This is a genomic window from Pseudarthrobacter sp. KH_020_B, from assembly GCF_057840185.1.
Genome location: NZ_CM174506.1, coordinates 1258053 through 1274653, shown reverse-complemented (window position 1 = coordinate 1274653; position 16601 = coordinate 1258053). Strand labels below are relative to the sequence as shown.

Annotated in this window: 13 protein-coding genes and 1 pseudogene; 10 read left to right on the top strand and 4 right to left on the bottom strand. The window is 64.9% G+C overall.

All coding sequences use genetic code 11. The features are described 5' to 3' along the window. The first annotated feature begins 8 nt into the window (after nt 1–8). From AC3IT0_RS06075 to AC3IT0_RS06040, 8 genes and pseudogenes are all read left to right on the top strand, one after another. Nucleotides 9–1106: a substrate-binding domain-containing protein gene (locus tag AC3IT0_RS06075; RefSeq protein WP_489322866.1), complete on the top strand. Its 1098-nt coding sequence runs from the start codon at nt 9–11 to the stop codon at nt 1104–1106. A 216-nt stretch (nt 1107–1322) separates the two neighbouring features. Next, nucleotides 1323–2359 (top strand): annotated as a pseudogene (locus tag AC3IT0_RS06070) (ABC transporter permease). A 2-nt stretch (nt 2360–2361) separates the two neighbouring features. After that, the gene (locus AC3IT0_RS06065) at nt 2362–3051 is read left to right on the top strand and encodes an ABC transporter ATP-binding protein (RefSeq protein ID WP_489322865.1); all 690 of its coding nucleotides are present in this window, start codon (nt 2362–2364) and stop codon (nt 3049–3051) included. Nucleotides 3052–3085: 34 nt separating this feature from the next. Beyond that, entirely contained in the window at nt 3086–4156 is a 1071-nt protein-coding gene (locus tag AC3IT0_RS06060) for a Gfo/Idh/MocA family protein (protein ID WP_489322864.1), read from the top strand. A 490-nt stretch (nt 4157–4646) separates the two neighbouring features. After that, complete coding sequence (locus AC3IT0_RS06055) at nt 4647–5252, top strand: hypothetical protein (RefSeq protein ID WP_489322863.1); 606 nt, start codon at nt 4647–4649, stop codon at nt 5250–5252. An 85-nt stretch (nt 5253–5337) separates the two neighbouring features. Further along, nucleotides 5338–6303 carry an LPXTG cell wall anchor domain-containing protein gene (locus AC3IT0_RS06050; RefSeq protein WP_489322862.1) on the top strand — a complete coding sequence of 322 codons (966 nt, stop codon included), beginning with the start codon at nt 5338–5340 and terminating at the stop codon, nt 6301–6303. Nucleotides 6304–6573: 270 nt separating this feature from the next. Next, entirely contained in the window at nt 6574–7788 is a 1215-nt protein-coding gene (locus AC3IT0_RS06045) for a serine/threonine-protein kinase (RefSeq protein WP_489322861.1), read from the top strand. Further along, nucleotides 7785–8249, top strand: coding sequence for a hypothetical protein (locus tag AC3IT0_RS06040; protein ID WP_489322860.1), 465 nt, complete (start codon nt 7785–7787; stop codon nt 8247–8249). The genes AC3IT0_RS06045 and AC3IT0_RS06040 overlap by 4 nt, the downstream gene beginning before the upstream one ends. Before the next feature lie 122 nt (nt 8250–8371). Here AC3IT0_RS06040 and AC3IT0_RS06035 read toward each other — a convergent pair whose 3' ends face one another. Then, on the bottom strand, nt 8372–10591 hold the full coding sequence (locus tag AC3IT0_RS06035) for an NADP-dependent isocitrate dehydrogenase (RefSeq protein WP_489322859.1): 2220 nt from the start codon (nt 10589–10591) through the stop codon (nt 8372–8374). A 226-nt stretch (nt 10592–10817) separates the two neighbouring features. Continuing rightward, nucleotides 10818–11042 (bottom strand): hypothetical protein, encoded by a 225-nt coding sequence (locus AC3IT0_RS06030; RefSeq protein ID WP_489322858.1) that lies wholly within the window; start codon nt 11040–11042, stop codon nt 10818–10820. A gap of 244 nt (nt 11043–11286) precedes the next feature. Between AC3IT0_RS06030 and AC3IT0_RS06025 the strand changes: the two genes are divergently transcribed. Further along, nucleotides 11287–12252, top strand: a complete 966-nt coding sequence (locus AC3IT0_RS06025; protein ID WP_489322857.1) for a trypsin-like serine peptidase — start codon at nt 11287–11289, stop codon at nt 12250–12252. Between the two features lie 254 nt (nt 12253–12506). Here the strand turns inward: AC3IT0_RS06025 and purH are convergent, their stop codons facing one another. Continuing rightward, entirely contained in the window at nt 12507–14192 is a 1686-nt protein-coding gene (gene purH, locus AC3IT0_RS06020; protein WP_489322856.1) for a bifunctional phosphoribosylaminoimidazolecarboxamide formyltransferase/IMP cyclohydrolase, read from the bottom strand. 141 nt (nt 14193–14333) lie between these two features. On the opposite strand from purH, the gene AC3IT0_RS06015 reads away from it, so the two are divergent. Further along, nucleotides 14334–15686, top strand: a complete 1353-nt coding sequence (locus AC3IT0_RS06015) for an MFS transporter (protein WP_489322855.1) — start codon at nt 14334–14336, stop codon at nt 15684–15686. A gap of 69 nt (nt 15687–15755) precedes the next feature. Here the strand turns inward: AC3IT0_RS06015 and AC3IT0_RS06010 are convergent, their stop codons facing one another. Next, nucleotides 15756–16451: a hypothetical protein gene (locus AC3IT0_RS06010; RefSeq protein ID WP_489322854.1), complete on the bottom strand. Its 696-nt coding sequence runs from the start codon at nt 16449–16451 to the stop codon at nt 15756–15758. Nucleotides 16452–16601: the final 150 nt, after the last annotated feature.

The window sequence follows — 16601 nt, the reverse complement described above, 5'->3', positions numbered from 1 at the left end:
ACCAAGAAATGCGAATGATTGGTAAAGCAGGAAAGGCAGCAGCGATAGCTGCGATCGCAGCACTGGCGCTGACGGCCTGCGGACGGGCCGAACCCGGCACCTCCAGCACCACCGGCGGAGCCGGCGGCTTCGCGCAGGACTCCGCCATCGGCGTCGCGCTTCCCAAGAAGACCAGTGAAAACTGGGTGCTGGCAGAGAAGCTGTTCAACGACGGACTCAACAGCGCCGGTTTCAAGCCGACTGTCCAGTTCGCCAACAACGGCGTGGCTGAGCAGCAGAACCAGATCAGCGCCATGATCGCCAAGGGTGCCAAGGTGATCATCGTGGGTGCCCTCGACGGCTCCCAGCTGGGGACCCAGCTCCAGCAGGCTAAGGACGCAGGCGCCACCATCATCGCCTACGACCGCCTCCTGCTGAACACGGCAAACGTGGACTACTACGTGGCCTACGACAACTTCAAGGTGGGCGAGCTCCAGGGCCAGGCCCTGCTGGACGGCATGAAGGCCAAAACGCCTGCCGGCCCGTACAACATTGAACTGCTTGCAGGTTCACCGGATGATGCCAACGCGAAGGTCTTCTTCGACGGCGCCATGAAGGTCCTCAAGCCGAAGATCGACGACGGCACGCTGAAGGTCCTCTCCGGCCAGACGACGTTTGAAAAAGCCGTCACGCAGGACTGGAAGGCTGAGAACGCCCAGCGCCGGATGGATACCCTCCTGACCGGTTCCTACGGCACGGCGTCGTTGGACGGTGTTCTGTCACCGAACGACACACTCGCCCGGGCTGTCATCACCTCCGTCAAGGCGGCCGGCAAGCCCCTTCCGGTCATCACCGGCCAGGACTCTGAGGAGGAATCCGTCAAGTCCATCCTTGCCGGCGAGCAGTACTCCACCATCAACAAGGACACCCGCAAGCTCGTTGAGCACGCGATCGTGATGGTCAAGGATCTCCAGGCAGGCAAAACGCCTGAGGTCAACGACGACAAGTCCTACAACAACACGGTGAAGACCGTACCCGCCTTCCTGCTGCCGCCGGTCATCGTGACCGCCGCCAACGTGAAGACGGCCTACGTGGACGATCCGGTACTGGGCCCACTCACCAAGTAACGGAATACATAGAATGCCCCGGCTCCCCACAGGGAGCCGGGGCATTCGGCGTTGCCGGACGCTCTCTCACTTCCTGCAGCCATTTCCCCAACGCTCTCTCACTGCCCGCCGCCTTTCACAGCCCGAACACAGCTTCGGCCGTCTTCCTGCACAGGCCCGGACGCGAGGGTAGGAGCAGATGCCGGTCTTCCGCCGGCCCCAGATCCTAGGAGTACAGTGAGCGTCCTTGCCCGGGGTGTTGGCAATGCCTTCAGAAACAAGGTCCGAACAGCTGCGGTGGTGGCAGTCCTGGCCGTCGCGATCGGACTTGCACTGGCCATGCTGGTGGCCAACCAGGCCGTCGGAGCCAAAGTCCAGGAGCTGAACGCGTCCGTCGGGACCGTCCTGACCGTCAACCCGGCCGGCGGCCCGGGCGGCGCGTCCGCCGCAACCTTGACCACCAGCCTCACCGCCGCCGTCGACGCCGGCACTCTCGGCGGCCGGAACCAGGCCGCAAACGGAACCACCGGAACCACCGCCGCGCAGCCGGTACGCTCCCTCCCGATCACCGCAACCGGCATCGGCGGCGAAGTGGACACCACCGGCAAGGCCCTGATCATCACCGAAGGCACCGGACTGGGCGCCTACACGGCTGAGTCCGCCAACGCCCTCCTGGGAACCACCCTGGCCGAGAAGAACAACCTGGCCTGGAGTCCGCCGTCAGCTCGCTCGGCAGCGTCAAGAACATCTCCTTCATCGTCTTCGTCGCAGCCCTGGGCACGGCCGGGCTGATCATCCTGCTGATCATGGTCATGCTGGTCCGCGAGCACCGCCGGGAAATCGGCGTCCTCAAAGCGATCGGAGCGCCCAACCGCACCATCGGCCTGCAGTTCGTGCTGGAGGCGCTGGTGCTGGTGGCCCTGGGCAGCGCGGTGGGCGCCGCCGTCGCCTCGTTTGTCAGCGGAGGCGTCGCTTCCGCGCTGATCAGCACCAACACGAGTACGACGGCGGCCACCGCCACCGGGCGCGGGGCCGCGATGGCTGGCGCTGCCGGCGGCGCAGGAATGCCGGGCGGCGGTGCTGGCTTCCCCGGCGGCCAGGGCGGACCCCTCGGCGGCGCCTCCCAGCTGCTGACTTCGGTCACCGCCAGTGCCTCCCCCGGCGTCATCGCCGCCGGCATCGCAGCGGTGTTCGGCGTTGCCATCATCGGCGCGCTGGTCCCTTCGCTGCTCACGGCACGCATCCGTCCCATCGAAGTCCTGCGAGGAGAATAGCCATGATTGAAGTCAAGAACCTGGTCCGCACTTTCAACTCCGGCGACCGCACCATCAAGCCGGTTAACGACGTAAGTTTTGTTCTGGAGCAGGGCACTCTGGCGTCCATCGTCGGTAAAAGCGGCAGCGGCAAGAGCACACTGTTGTCCCTCCTCGGTGCGCTGGACAAACCCACCAGCGGAGACGTCGTCGTCAACGGCGTGAGCCTGGCCGGGATGCCGGACGGCAAGCTGACCGAGTACCGGCGCCGGGATATCGGGTTCGTTTTCCAGCAGTTCAACCTGATCCCCAACCTTTCCGCGTTGGACAACGTCATGCTGCCCATGGAGTTCGCGGGGGTGCGCAGGGCTGAGCGGCTTTCCCGGGCCAAGGAGTTGCTCGAGCAGGTGCAGCTGGACCCGGAGAAACAGGTGCGGCGCATCAACCGGCTGTCCGGTGGCGAGCAGCAGCGCGTGGCGATTGCACGGGCGGTCGCCAACGAACCCAAGCTGATTCTCGCGGACGAGCCCACCGGCAACCTGGACGAGCAGACCGGTGACCACATCATCGAGCTCCTCAGCTCGCTCAGCCGGGACCACAACACCACCATCCTTGTGGTCACGCACGACAAGGCGTTGGCCAACAAGACGGACCGCCGCTTCAGGCTTCAGCAGGGCAGGCTGACGGAAGAACCGGCGCGCGCCCTGGTCTGACGCCCGCACCGGTCCGGATGAGAGGATGGGCACCATGAGCGCGCCCATTGCCACACCGTGGTTGTCCAGCCAGTCCGACCAGGACCCCCGGTCCGCCACCGGAAAACGCCTGCGGTGGGGCGTCATAGCCACCGGCGGGATCGCGCGGTCGGTGTCGCAGGACCTGGCACTGCTTTCCGATGCCGAGCTCTATGCTGTCAGTTCCCGCTCACAGGGCACGGCGGGGAGTTTCGCGGCGGATTACGGTTTCGCCAAGGCGTACGGGGACGACGACGGCGTGCCCGGCTACCAGCGGCTGCTCGCCGACGAGTCGGTGGACGTTGTCTACGTCGCCACGCCACACGCGCAGCACCACCGGATTGTGCTCGCTGCGCTCAACGTCGGCAAGCACGTCCTGTGCGAAAAGGCGTTCACCATCAACGGCAGGGAAGCGAGCGAACTCGTCGCACTCGCCCGGGAACGGAAGCTCTTCCTTATGGAGGCAGTATGGTCCCGCTTCCTCCCGGGCATGCAGCGGGCGTTCGAGATTGCCGCGTCCGGGGAGCTCGGGGACGTGCACTGGGTGACCGCTGACCTGGGCTTTCCCGCGCCGTACTCCCCGACGTCCAGGCTGTGGGCCAGGCAGGACGGTGGCGGCGCGCTCCTGGATATCTCGGTCTATCCGCTGCTGTGGGCAGTGGGAACGCTGGGGTTCCCACAGACCGTCAGTGCCACGGGTTTCATTAATGACGACGGCGTGGACGCCCAGAATGCTCTGACGCTCGGCTACAACCATGGAGCCCAGGCCCAGCTGACGTCCTCGCTCCTGGCGTACGGTCCGCGGACTGCCACCGTGGCAGGCAGCCTGGGGTACCTCCAGAGTGTGGGGTCCATCAACAATCCACGAGAGTTGGTGATCGGCGTCGGACTGGAGGGCCTGCGCACGGAGACGTTCGACGTCGTTGGCATCGGCTACACGTACGAGCTGCGCGAGGTGACCCGCTGCATCCAGCAGGGCCTCACCGAGAGCCCGGTCATGCCGTTGGAGGATTCCATCAAGACAATGCGGCTCTTTGACGGAGTTCGCGGGCAGCTGGGCGTCAGCTACCCGAATGATGCCCACTGAAGGGGAATGGCCTTTGCCTCCAGGCCTATGACTTTTTTGTAAATTGATTTGACACTTTTCGCTTGGTTGTCGATAATCGAGTGACAAATTAGTAAGTTTGCTTGATTTATTCTCCATTTCCCTAGACTTCCTGCACGCGAGAGTCTTACGCTGTTGAAATCGTTAGGTCTCAACGGTACTGGGGGTGGTACGCATGGCTAAAGTTCGTTCGCCTTGGCGTGCACTCCGGCCGCTTCTCCTCGCAGGAGCCGTGACCGCTACCTGGCTGACACTTTCCGCTTCCGCCGCGACGGCAGACTCTTCAACCGAATCCGGTTCCCTGCTGGGCGGCGTCGCTTCATCTGTTTCGTCCCTTTCAGCTCCGCTGACCAGCGCCGTTGCTCCTCCGCTGGAATCCAGCGCTCCGGTCCACTCTCCGTCTGGGCTTCTGCAGCCTGTTGTAGGAAGTGTGGCGGGTGCTGCGGATCAGCTGGCAGCGGCAGTGCCTGTGATGAACAGCGTTGTCCCGGCGGGCACCGTTTCGGCCGTGGCCGTCCCCGTCGCCGCAGTAGTGGACACCGCTGCAGAAGACCTGATTGAGACAGTCGCCCCTCCGCTCACGGATGCCATACCGGTTCTTGAGCCTGTCCTGAAGCCCGTAGTGGATCTGGTAGATACGACCGTTGCGTCCTCACCGCTCACGCTGCCCGGGCTGCTGCCGCTTGCAGAGAGTGCTGTTTCCCGGGATATCTCGACGGCCCCCGCTGCAGCAACCGCTGTTTCAGGGCACAACACAGCTAACTCCCCCGGCACTTCCGAGGCCCTGCTGTCCGATACGGGAATGTCGTCGCTGCCGGTTCCGGCCGGCACAGAAATGCACGCAGCCCCGGCAGAAGACTCCTGGACCGCCGATCCTTCCACGCCACCGGCTCCGGCCCCGGCAGGGCCTGCTTCGGGAGCCGGGAGCGGCGCATCGCCCTCCGGCGCCTCAGGCTCCGCTGCCTGGCTGGACGAGTTCGGTTTTGACCTTCCGATTCCGGGATCCTTCCCCATCGGCGGATCATCTCAGCATGCCCCTTCACCGGTGTCGTTCGACCCCGGTTCTTCTCCTGACTAGTTGCCCCCGGCTGCCCTTTTCATGGGCAGACACGGCCTAAGGGTGCCCAACAGCGCCCCACGACAACTTGTCTGGAGACATCATCATGCATTGCAACCTTCGCAGGGGGCTGCTTAGCACCCTCTTTGCCGGCGGGCTATTAGCCTTCGGCGCCACCGCGGCCAGTGCCGCGGATGCAACAACTAGCGGACCGGAACTTTCGGCATCCGCTCTGGTCTCAGCGGCGACATCCGCCAACACGACGTCGTTGGGCCTGCTGGGTGGCTCAACGACGTCAGATGAAGCGGATGTCGCCGCTGTAGTCGGCCTCAATCTTGGCCTTGGCGACGGCCTTCTCGGCAACACGAACGGCGGCGGGACCGACAGCACCACCGCTGACGTAGCCGCCGTCGTCGACGTCAACGCTGGCCTTGGCGACAACGTCCTCGGCGGCACGGACGGTAGCGGAACCACCGCCGACGTAGCCGCAGCAGCCGACGTCAACCTCGGAGGCAACCTCCTCGACGGCACCAACGGCGGCTTGGATACCGTTGTTGATATCGATCTGGGCCTGGACACCGGCAACCTTGACGACGCGAATGTTGATATTGCTGCATGCGTCATCATCGGCGGCGGCACGGGTGGCTGTGGAACCCCGGGTACGGAAACGCCCGGCACGGACACCACGGACCCGGGAACCGGCACGACCGGTGACACGGACACCACGGACCTCGGTACCGGAACTTCCGGCACCACGGACCCAGGTACCGGAACTACCGGCACCACGGACCCGGGAACCGGACCTACAGGAACCACGGACCCGGGAACCGGAACTACAGGAACTACGGGAGCTGGCACAACCGGTATCAGCGTTGTGCCTGCCGGCACCACCACGGGTTCGGTATCCGCTGCAGGCAGCACCACCAGCAGCACCACGGGCACCGGCGGCACCACAGGCCAGGGCGGCACAGCCACGCTCGCCAAGACGGGCATGGATGCTTCATTGATCCCCCTCGCCATCATCCTGCTGCTTGCCGGACTGGTGATGCTCAAGCGGCGCCGGAAGGCCTAATGGGATTCTGCACTCAGCGGACTGCGACGCCTAAGACCGTCAACGCACAGGCTCCGCCGTTCGCGGCAGAGCCGGCTTTTACGAATAGGAGGTGGTCACCGGAGAGCTAAGCTACCAGCACTTGTCCCTTGTGACCGGAGGTCCGGCTGAGAAAGTCCCATTCACTTCTCAGCCGGGCCGCCGGTGTGCCGGCAGACGGCATGAGGGATGCGCTACCGGCCGGTATTATTGAGGACGAATAGTGCCGCAGCGCACCGGGAGGAACTGGTCATGGTGGCGGATTCGCCTAGCTCCATCAGGAATGAAGTGCTCGGCGGACGGTACCGGCTGGGAGAGGTCATCGGCCGCGGCGGCATGTCATCCGTCTACCGCGCCCGGGATGAAAACCTGGGCCGGGATGTCGCCCTGAAACTCTTTGCCCCCCAGGCACCGGACGCCAACGAACTCAAGCGCCAGGAAGCCGAAATCCAGCTGCTGGCGACGCTCAACCATCCCAGCCTGGTCACGCTGTTCGACGCAGGCATCGATACGCGCGTCCTGGACGAACCTCGCCCGTTCCTGACCATGGAACTCGTGGAGGGCCAGGACCTCCGAAGCCGGATCAGGCACAGTACCGTTCCCTTGGACGAGCTTGCAGTCACCGGGGCCGGCGTAGCTGACGCGCTGGCCTACGTGCACAGCCTGGGCATCATCCACCGTGACATCAAGCCCGGCAACATCCTGCTGGTGCAGATCCGTCCGGGTGAACCTTTGCGACCCAAACTCACGGATTTTGGCATCGCCAGGATGGCGGATTCAGCCCCGCTAACCGCCACGGGAACCATGGTGGGGACGGCCGCGTATCTCAGTCCGGAGCAGGCCATGGGTTCTCCCCTGTCGCCCGCCACTGATATCTACTCGCTGGGTCTGGTACTGCTGGAATGCGTCAAGCAGACCGTTGAGTTCCCGGGCAGCGCGGTCGAATCCGCTGTAGCCCGGTTGCACCGGGCGCCGGAGGTGCCTGCTGAGGTTCCGGCGGAGTGGGCTAATTTGATCCGTTCCATGACTGCCATCGAACCGCTGAAACGCCCTACCGCGGCCGAGGTTGAATCCGTTCTGCGTCAGGCCCTGGTATCACCGGTGTCCGCACCGGGCGAGCTCGCACCGGAGACCACCCGAGTGCTCCCGGCCATGCCGTTCAGGCAGCCGTCGATCGCCATCACCGCGGAATCAGACCTGCCGGCAGGCCGGGCCAGCAGGAGCCAACCGGACGTCGCCAGCGGTTCCGGCTCGCGCGGCTGGGTCCCGGACTTGTCCCGTCTCCGCCACGCCGGAAGGCGGTTCTGGACGGTTATCGCGTTGGGCGTGCTCGCCGCTGGAGCAGCCGCAACGGCGCTGACTTTCAGCCTGGCACCTCAGCCAACGCCCGACGTCGTTCCTTACCCCGCCGTCACCGGCACCTTGGGCGACCACCTCAAGGAACTTCAGGAGAGCGTGGAACCATGAGCCGTGCCCAGAGTATCCGCTGGCGTGCTGCAGCTGCGAAAGGCCTGACAGCTGCGTCCGCGGTTCTGCTCGCAGGCTCCCTGGCCGGGTGCGGTCCTGCCGGGTCCGGCCTTCAACGCGACACCGCCCGGCAACTCCAGCAACGAGTCCTCGGCGTCAGCCAGGCCGCAGCCATTAATGACGCCGCCGGCGGACTGGCAGCCTTGGATAGCCTCGAGGCAGATCTGGCCCGCGCCGTGGGGACCGGGCAGGTTTCGGAGGAACGCCGGCGCAGCATCATGACGGCCACCGCTGCCGTCCGCGCAGACCTGACGGCGGCCAAGGCCGTAGCCGACGCCGCAGCAGCGAAGGCTGAGGCGGACGCCGCTGCGGCTGAAGCCGCCAAGGTGACCCCCACTCCGGCAGCTCCCGCGCCCACCGACGGCAAGGGTAGTAAAGGCAAAGGCCAGGACGACGACTGACGGGCAGACGGACGGCCCATCCGTGTATTGACTCACCCGAGCTTCATCCGGTCCCGTCGCCTAGACGAGAAGAGGCGGCGCCCCGGTTTCCCGGGGCGCAGCCTCCCAACGTTCGTTTCCGCTTAGTTCAGGGTCGCGATGACCTTGTTCAGCGTGGCGGACGGACGCATCACGGCGGAGGCCTTGGCCTCGTCCGGACGGTAGTAACCGCCGACGTCCACCGCTGAGCCCTGCACCGCGGCCAGTTCGCCCACGATGGTGTCCTCGTTGGAGGAAAGCTCCTTGGCCACAGCCGCGAACGATTCCGCCAGCTCCGCGTCCTCGGTCTGCTTGGCCAGTTCCTCGGCCCAGAAGCGGGCGAGGAAGTAGTGGCTGCCACGGTTGTCCAGCTCGCCGGCGCGGCGGCTCGGGGACTTGTTTTCCAGCAGGAAGGTTCCCGTGGCCTTGTCCAGGGTGTCGGCCAGGACCTGCGCGCGGGCGTTGTCCGTGGTGGTGGCCAGGTGCTCGAAGCTGACGGCCAGAGCCAGGAATTCACCCAGGCTGTCCCAGCGCAGGTGGTTTTCCTTGAGCAGCTGCTGGACGTGCTTCGGGGCAGATCCGCCAGCGCCGGTCTCGAAGAGTCCGCCACCGTTCATCAGCGGAACAACCGAGAGCATCTTGGCGCTGGTGCCCAGTTCCAGGATAGGGAACAGGTCCGTGAGGTAGTCGCGGAGCACGTTGCCGGAGACCGAGATGGTGTCCTCGCCCTTGCGGATGCGCTCCAGGGTGAAGGCAGTGGCCTTCACCGGGGACATGATTTCGATCTGCAGGCCCTCGGTGTCGTGGTCCTTGAGGTATTCGTTGACCTTGGCGATGAGGTTGGTGTCGTGCGCGCGGGTCTCGTCCAGCCAGAAGACTGCAGGCGTCTTGGAGGCGCGGGCGCGCGTGACGGCCAGCTTGACCCAGTCGCGGATGGGGGCATCCTTGGTCTGGCAGGCGCGCCAGATGTCACCCGGGGCAACCTCATGTTCGATCAGGATAGCTCCGGAACCGTCCACGATCTGGACGGTGCCGGCTTCCTGGATCTCGAACGTCTTGTCGTGGCTGCCGTATTCCTCGGCGGCCTGGGCCATCAGGCCGACGTTCGGGACGGTGCCCATGGTGGTGGGATCGAAGGCGCCGTGGGCGCGGCAGTCGTCCACAACAACCTGGTAGATGCCGGCGTAGGAGCTGTCCGGAAGGACAGCCAGAGTGTCGGCTTCCTGGCCGTCCGGGCCCCACATGTGGCCGGAGGAGCGGATCATGGCGGGCATCGAAGCGTCCACGATGATGTCGGAGGGCACGTTGAGGCTGGTGATGCCCTTGTCCGAGTCCACCATGGCCAGGGCCGGGCCGTCGTCGAGGCCCTTCTGGATGAGCGCCTTCACGCCTTCACGGACGTCCTCCGGCAGTTCCTCAAGGCCGCTCAGGATGGCGGCCAGGCCGTTGTTGGGGCTCAGGCCGGCGGCGGTGAGCTGCTTGCCGTAGGTCTCGAACAGTTCGGAGAAGTAGGCCTTGACCACGTGGCCGAAGATGATGGGGTCCGAGACCTTCATCATGGTGGCCTTCAGGTGCGCGGAGAACAGGACGCCCTCTTCCTTGGCGCGGACTACCTGGGCTGCCAGGAACTCGTCCAGCGCCGCGGCGCGCATAACAGTGCCGTCGATGACTTCGCCGGCCAGCACGGGGAAGGCCTTCTTCAGGACCTTGACCGAGCCGTCTTCGCGGACCAGCTGGATGGCAATGGTGCCGGCGGACCCGATGACCACGGACTTCTCGTTCGCGCGGAAGTCGTCAGCGGTCATATGGGCAACGTTGGTCTTGGAATCCGCAGACCAGGCACCCATGGAGTGCGGGTTCTGGCGGGCGTAGTTCTTGACGGACAGCGGCGCACGGCGGTCCGAGTTTCCCTCGCGCAGGACCGGGTTCACGGCGGAGCCCTTGATCTTGTCGTAACGGGAGCGGATGGCCGTTTCCTCGTCCGAGGAGGGGTTGTCCGGGTAATCGGGGAGGTTGTAGCCCTGGCCCTGGAGCTCGGCCACGGCGGCCTTCAGCTGCGGGATGGAAGCGCTGATGTTGGGCAGCTTGATGATGTTGGCGTCCGGCGTCTTTGCCAGTTCACCGAGTTCAGCAAGGGCGTCACCGATCTGCTGTTCCGGGGTGAGGTAGTCACCGAACACGGAGATGATGCGCCCTGCGAGCGAAATGTCACGGGTCTCCACCTCCACACCTGCGGTCGAAGCAAACGCTTCGATGATCGGCAAGAACGAATACGTAGCCAGCATCGGCGCTTCGTCGGTGTGGGTATAGATAATCTTGGACATGCGCGGGCGTCTCCCTGGAGGTCGGCTGATTTTTTTGGAAATTTGTTCTATTTCACCTCCCCTAACTTACCCGAGGACACGGCTTTGAACCCTACCGGGACGGTCGGGTGGCCCTGCATTACAGCGGATTGGGGCATGGCGGAACGCCCGACGGCGGAGCGCACCCCGGGCGGCCAGCCGCCGTCGGGGGCTACTTCCGGCAGAGCCGGCTCAGGTGTGCGTTCGGTCAGCGCCGCTTGTGCGGAATGTCACTGGGCCAGAGCTGCACGTACTTGGCGTCCTGACGCCGCAACTCTTCGGTCGCTGTGAACGAATGGACGGGGTCGACGTCGCGCAGTTGAACGGCTGCAGCGTAGGACTCGACGTCAGGGGCGGCACTTTTGCCGCTGTCGGCGGTAACATGCCTGCCGTTCACGGCGGACTTTTTGGCGGACTTCCAGAAAGCACTCACGAGGGACCCCAATTCGTTAAGAGTCCGGAGCCCAGATCGGACATGTCACTGTATAGAGAAAAATACCCTTCGGCAACGGTTTTTACCAGAGCGGCGCACAGCTTCCAGCAGATCCGGGCCGTTTTGGCGGACCATACTTGATGCGTCACTACTATTTACAAAATTGTCATGCCTCGATAGGTTACATGAGTCACGCGGTGGGTTCTCTTGGGCACGCCTTCACCCAGTTTTAGACAGGAAAACAATGACGCGTACCAGGTCCGTTGCTGCCGGCCTCCTGAGCCTCTCGGCAGCTGCCATCTTGGCGCTGGTGGGCGCCGGGGGCGCACACGCTGCCCCATCGGCGTCGGACGATAAAGCAGCGCCATCAGTTGCCAGCGCAACCGTTGACGGCACCGGCGCTGCGGACTACTGGACAGAAGAGCGTATGCGCGCCGCGATTCCCGGCGACGTCCTCGCCGGGAAGGCACTGGATCGCGGCAACACCTCCAGCGAGGCCACGGTGCAAAAGGGACCAAAAACCAAGGTGAAGGGGACCAGCGGCAAGCCAACCATCGCCAAGGCTGCGACCCCGGTGGACCACATCGGCAAGGTATTCTTCACCCTCGGCGGCTCAAACTACGTCTGCTCCGGAAATGCCGTGGCCTCGGGGAACAAGAGCACAGTGGTGACGGCCGGGCACTGTGTTAATGAAGGACCCGACGCGTTCGCCACCAATTTCGTCTTTGTACCGGCCTACGAGAATGGCGCCAGGCCATACGGAACCTGGACAGCCAAGGCGCTTTACACAACCGCCCAGTGGGAGGACTCCGGGGACATCAGCTATGACACCGGCTTTGCGGTCATGAATCAGCTTGGCGGCGAGTTCCTGACCGACGTCGTCGGGGGCTCCGGCGTGGCATTCAATGAAGACCGCGGCCTTAACTACACCTCCCACGGCTATCCTGCCGCCAAGCCCTTCAACGGCGAACGGCTCTGGAGCTGCACCGGCACGGCCACCAAAGACACCAACAACCAGCAGTTCAATACCCAGGGCATCCCGTGCGACATGACCGGCGGCTCTTCCGGTGGCCCCTGGTTCATCGGCAGCGGTTCCGACGGCTTCCAGAACTCCATCAACAGTTACGGCTACACCCCGGCACCGGTGATGTACGGCCCATACTGGGGCGCCGCCATCAGGGAGACCTACGACATTGCCGCAGCAGCCTAGGAAATCCTCGCCTGACGAGGACTCCGGGAACGGAACCGTCAGCCACAGCAAATCGGCCCAAACCCACGAGGAGATCCTCGAGTACTGGACCAAACAGCGAATGGCCGACGCCAAGCCCCGGGAGCTTCGGCTTCCGGAAGGGGGTCCGCGCCTCATGCAGCGGGGCGCGGACCCGGCACCACGTCCTTCCTAGCTGCCCGTTAAGGCCCGACGGCGTCTGTCCCCCCATCAGGGACAGGCGCCGTCGACGTTTCTTAGTGGAAGAAGTGGCGGGCACCCGTGAAGTACATGGTGACGCCGGCCGCGTTGGCCGCGGCTACGACTTCCTCATCCCGGACGGAACCGCCCGGCTGGACCACGGCACGGACGCCGGCGTCGATCAGGATCTGCAGGCCGTCAGCGAACGGGAAGAACGCGTCTGAGGCTGCGACGGCGCCGCGGGCGCGCTCGGGTGCGCCAGTCGCGTCGGCGTTTGACGCACCGCCGGCACCTTCGACGTCGGACTCCACCGAAACGCCCAGCGCGTTGGCCCGCTCGACGGCGAGTTTGCAGGAGTCGAGGCGGTTGACCTGGCCCATGCCGATGCCCACGGCGGCGCCGTGGTTGGCCAGCAGGATGGCGTTGGACTTGGCCGCACGGCACGCGGTCCACGCGAAGGCCAGGTCCGCGAGGGTCTTTTCGTCAGCGGCTTCGCCGGCGGCGAGCGTCCAGTTGGCGGGGTTGTCGCCGTCGGCGTCCACCTTGTCGCTCATCTGGACCAGCACACCGCCTGATACCTGGCGCATTTCGGCCGGGTAGCGGTCGTAGCCTTCGGGCAGGGCCAGCAGGCGGATGTTCTTCTTCTTGGCGAGGATCTCCACGGCTTCCGGCTCGAAGGCCGGGGCGATGACAACCTCGGTGAAGATGCCGGCAACGGTCTCGGCCATGGCGGCGGTGACTGTGCGGTTGGCAGCGATGACGCCGCCGAACGCGGAGACCGGGTCGCAGGCGTGGGCCTTGGCGTGGGCGTCGGCGATCGGGTCGGCAGCATCAGCGGAACCGACGGCAACACCGCACGGGTTGGCGTGCTTGATGATGGCGACGGCGGGCTCGGCGAAGTCGAACGCGGCGCGGAGGGCGGCGTCGGCGTCGACGAAGTTGTTGTAGCTCATGGCCTTGCCGTGCAGCTGGTCGGCCTGCGCGATGCCGGCCGGGGCGGCCTTGTCCACGTAGAGCGCGGCCTGCTGGTGCGGGTTTTCGCCGTAGCGGAGGACCTCGGAGCGCTCCAGCGACAGGCCGGCGTAGGCAGGCCAGTCGATGACGCCGTCGCCGTCTTCGTCCAGGAACTGGCTGGCAGTCCATGTGGCCACGGCGTTGTCGTAGGACGCGGTGTGCGCGAACGCCTTGGCGGCCAGCCGCCGTCGGGTCTTCAGGTCGAAGCCGCCTTCAGCGGCGGCGGTGACCACGGAGCCGTAGAACGTGGGGTCAACAACAATGGCGACGGCGGCGTGGTTCTTCGCTGCCGAGCGCACCATGGCGGGGCCGCCGATGTCGATCTGTTCAACGACATCGTCCTGCGCGGCGCCGGACTTCACGGTCTCAACGAACGGGTAGAGGTTTACAACCACCAGGTCGAAGGTTTCAATCTCCATGCCTGCGAGGGTTTCCATGTGCGCGGGGACGCGGCGGTCCGCGAGGATGCCGCCGTGGACGCGCGGGTGCAGGGTCTTGACGCGGCCGTCCAGCATTTCCGGGGAACCGGTGACTTCTTCGACTTCCTGGACCGGGATGCCGGCCGCGGCGATCTTCTTGGCCGTGGAACCAGTGGAGACGATCTTCACGCCCGCTGCGTGCAGGCCCTTGGCGAGATCCTCCAGACCGGTCTTGTCGTAAACCGAGATCAGCGCCCGGCGGATGGGAACACGGTCGATGGATACACGGTCAGGCTGCGTGACGCTCACAAAAAGTCTCCGTCTGATCTCGCGGAACAGTGCCGCGGTTGGTGGGGATGGGCCCAGTTTATCGTGTTGTGCGGTTGGCCCGCCTCCCGGCCGCAGTGTGAACGTCAGTGGGCACGGCTAGAGTTTTCACAGGAGGCTGCGATGAATACTTACACCACTGTGCCCAGCGGCGAACAGGTGGTCCAGGAACTGCCCTGGCGTTGGAAAGTCCAGGGCAGGATCTTCGTGATCGGCGGCCTCGGCTTTATGTTCGATGCCTGGGACGTGACGCTCAACGGCATCCTCATCCCGCTGCTCTCAACGCACTGGGCCCTGGCTCCCGGCGAAGTGGCCTGGGTGGGGACTTCGAACCTGATCGGCATGGCCCTGGGCGCGTTTGTGTGGGGCACCATCGCGGACACCATCGGCCGCAAGAAGGCGTTCACGGCCACGCTGCTGATCTTCTCGCTCTTCACCGTCCTGGGCGCCTTCTCCCCCGACTTCATCTGGTTCTGCGTGTTCCGGTTTATGGCAGGTTTCGGTCTGGGCGGCTGCATTCCCGTGGACTACGCGCTGGTGGGTGAGTTCACTCCCCGCAAGCAGCGCGGGAAGGTCCTCACCGCAATGGACGGCTGGTGGCCGGTGGGCGCGGCCCTTGCCGGCTTTGTGTCAGCTGCGTTGGTGGGCATTTTTGGCGACTGGCGGCTGACCATGCTGGTGATGGTGCTGCCCGCGCTCCTGGTGTTCTGGGTCCGGCGCAGCGTTCCGGAATCTCCGCTGTTCCTCATCCGCAAAGGCCGGCGTGAGGAAGCAGCCAAGGTCATCGACGACCTCGTGGTGGCCACCGGCGCCGAACCGCTCGCCTACAGCCTGCCCGACGCGCAGGAAGTTCCGCGGCTCTCCGCCGGCAGCGCCTGGCATCAGCTGCGGCTGGTGTGGGCGTTCAACTGGAAGATCACCACCGCGGCATGGGCCCTGTTCTTCAGCATCCTGCTGGTCTACTACCTGTCCCTGACGTGGATGCCGCGGATCCTGATCGGCGCGGGCTTCGCCGAATACAAGGCGTTTGTGACCACGGCGTCCATGGCGGCTGTGGGGCTCTTGGGTGTGGTTGTTGCCGCGCTGCTGGTGGAGCGGGTGGGCCGCAAATGGATCCTGGCCATTACCGGCCCGCTGTCCGCCTTGACCCTGGTGATCGTGGCGATTGTGGTGGACATCCCCACGGCGGCGGTGTTCTGGCTGCTGGTGTTCGGCTTTGTGGTGCAGGTAGCCATCCCGGTGCTCTACGCCTATGTGGCAGAGCTGTATCCCACGGAGCTTCGCGGCAGCGGCTTCGGCTGGGCCTCAACGTTCTCCCGGCTGGGAGCTGGTTTTGGGCCCCTGATATTCGCGAACTACTTCTGGCCGGAGCTGGGCCTGGCCACGTCCTTCGCCCTCGCCGGTGGGTTGGTGCTGGTGGCCGTGCTGTGGATGGCGTTCTTCTCCCCGGAGACCAAGCAGCGCCGGCTTGAGTAGCGCGCCGGCCCTCCCAACTGACTCGCATTAAACGTCGTCATTCGCGCTTTTCACGACGTTAAGTGCCAGTCACTTGGGCGACCAGCCGCGGTTCACCATCGCTGAACGGACTTTGGCGACGGCGGCGCGGGCGTCGTTCTCCATATGCCGTTTGGAGATCCTAACCATCGACCATCCCGCCCGGGCAAAGTCCTCCTCGCGGGCAATGTCCCGGACGATCTGCGCCGTCTCGGAATGGCCTTCGCCGTCGTACTCGACTGCCACTCTTTGTTCCGGATAGGCGAGGTCGGGTTGACGTACGACGCCGGCGCCCAGTTCCAGGGGAACGTTCAGTTGCGGTTCGGGCAGCCCGCGGTACTCCAGTGCCAGCCGCAGTTTGGTTTCCGGAGCGGAGTCGGACCCGATCCGTGCCTGCTCCAGGGCAAGTCTTGCCTTTTGAATGCCGGGCGTTCCCTTGTGTCGATCGAGCATTTCTGCAAGGTCGGCCGGCGTTGCGTAGGGCTCGGATCTGCCCTCGAAATCAAGCCTGGGAATCCTCAGCAGATGATCGGCAACCACAGTCAGGTCGTCAATGCTCATCTTCCGGGCGCAGTCCAGCCACGTCCGGGTCCGGGACGTGATGAACAGACCGTTGAGGGTGACAATTTCGTCGGCAAAGAACTGCCCAACATGCCCAACCACTCCGGTGCGACGCACAATCGCCATCGTGTCCGGACGCGAGATGTGGATCCTTCCGTGGTCGCTGCCGGGGAGAAATCCTGGCAAGTCCCACAACGTGAACGCTGTCGCGTGGGAGGCTGCCGAAAACGGAGTCACGATCGTATAGGGACGGACCTTGGCAAGAGGGTCCACGGCTGCCAGCTGAGCCGGCAAACGCACGCCACGGCTGGGGATGCTCAGCCCGCGATACCTCAA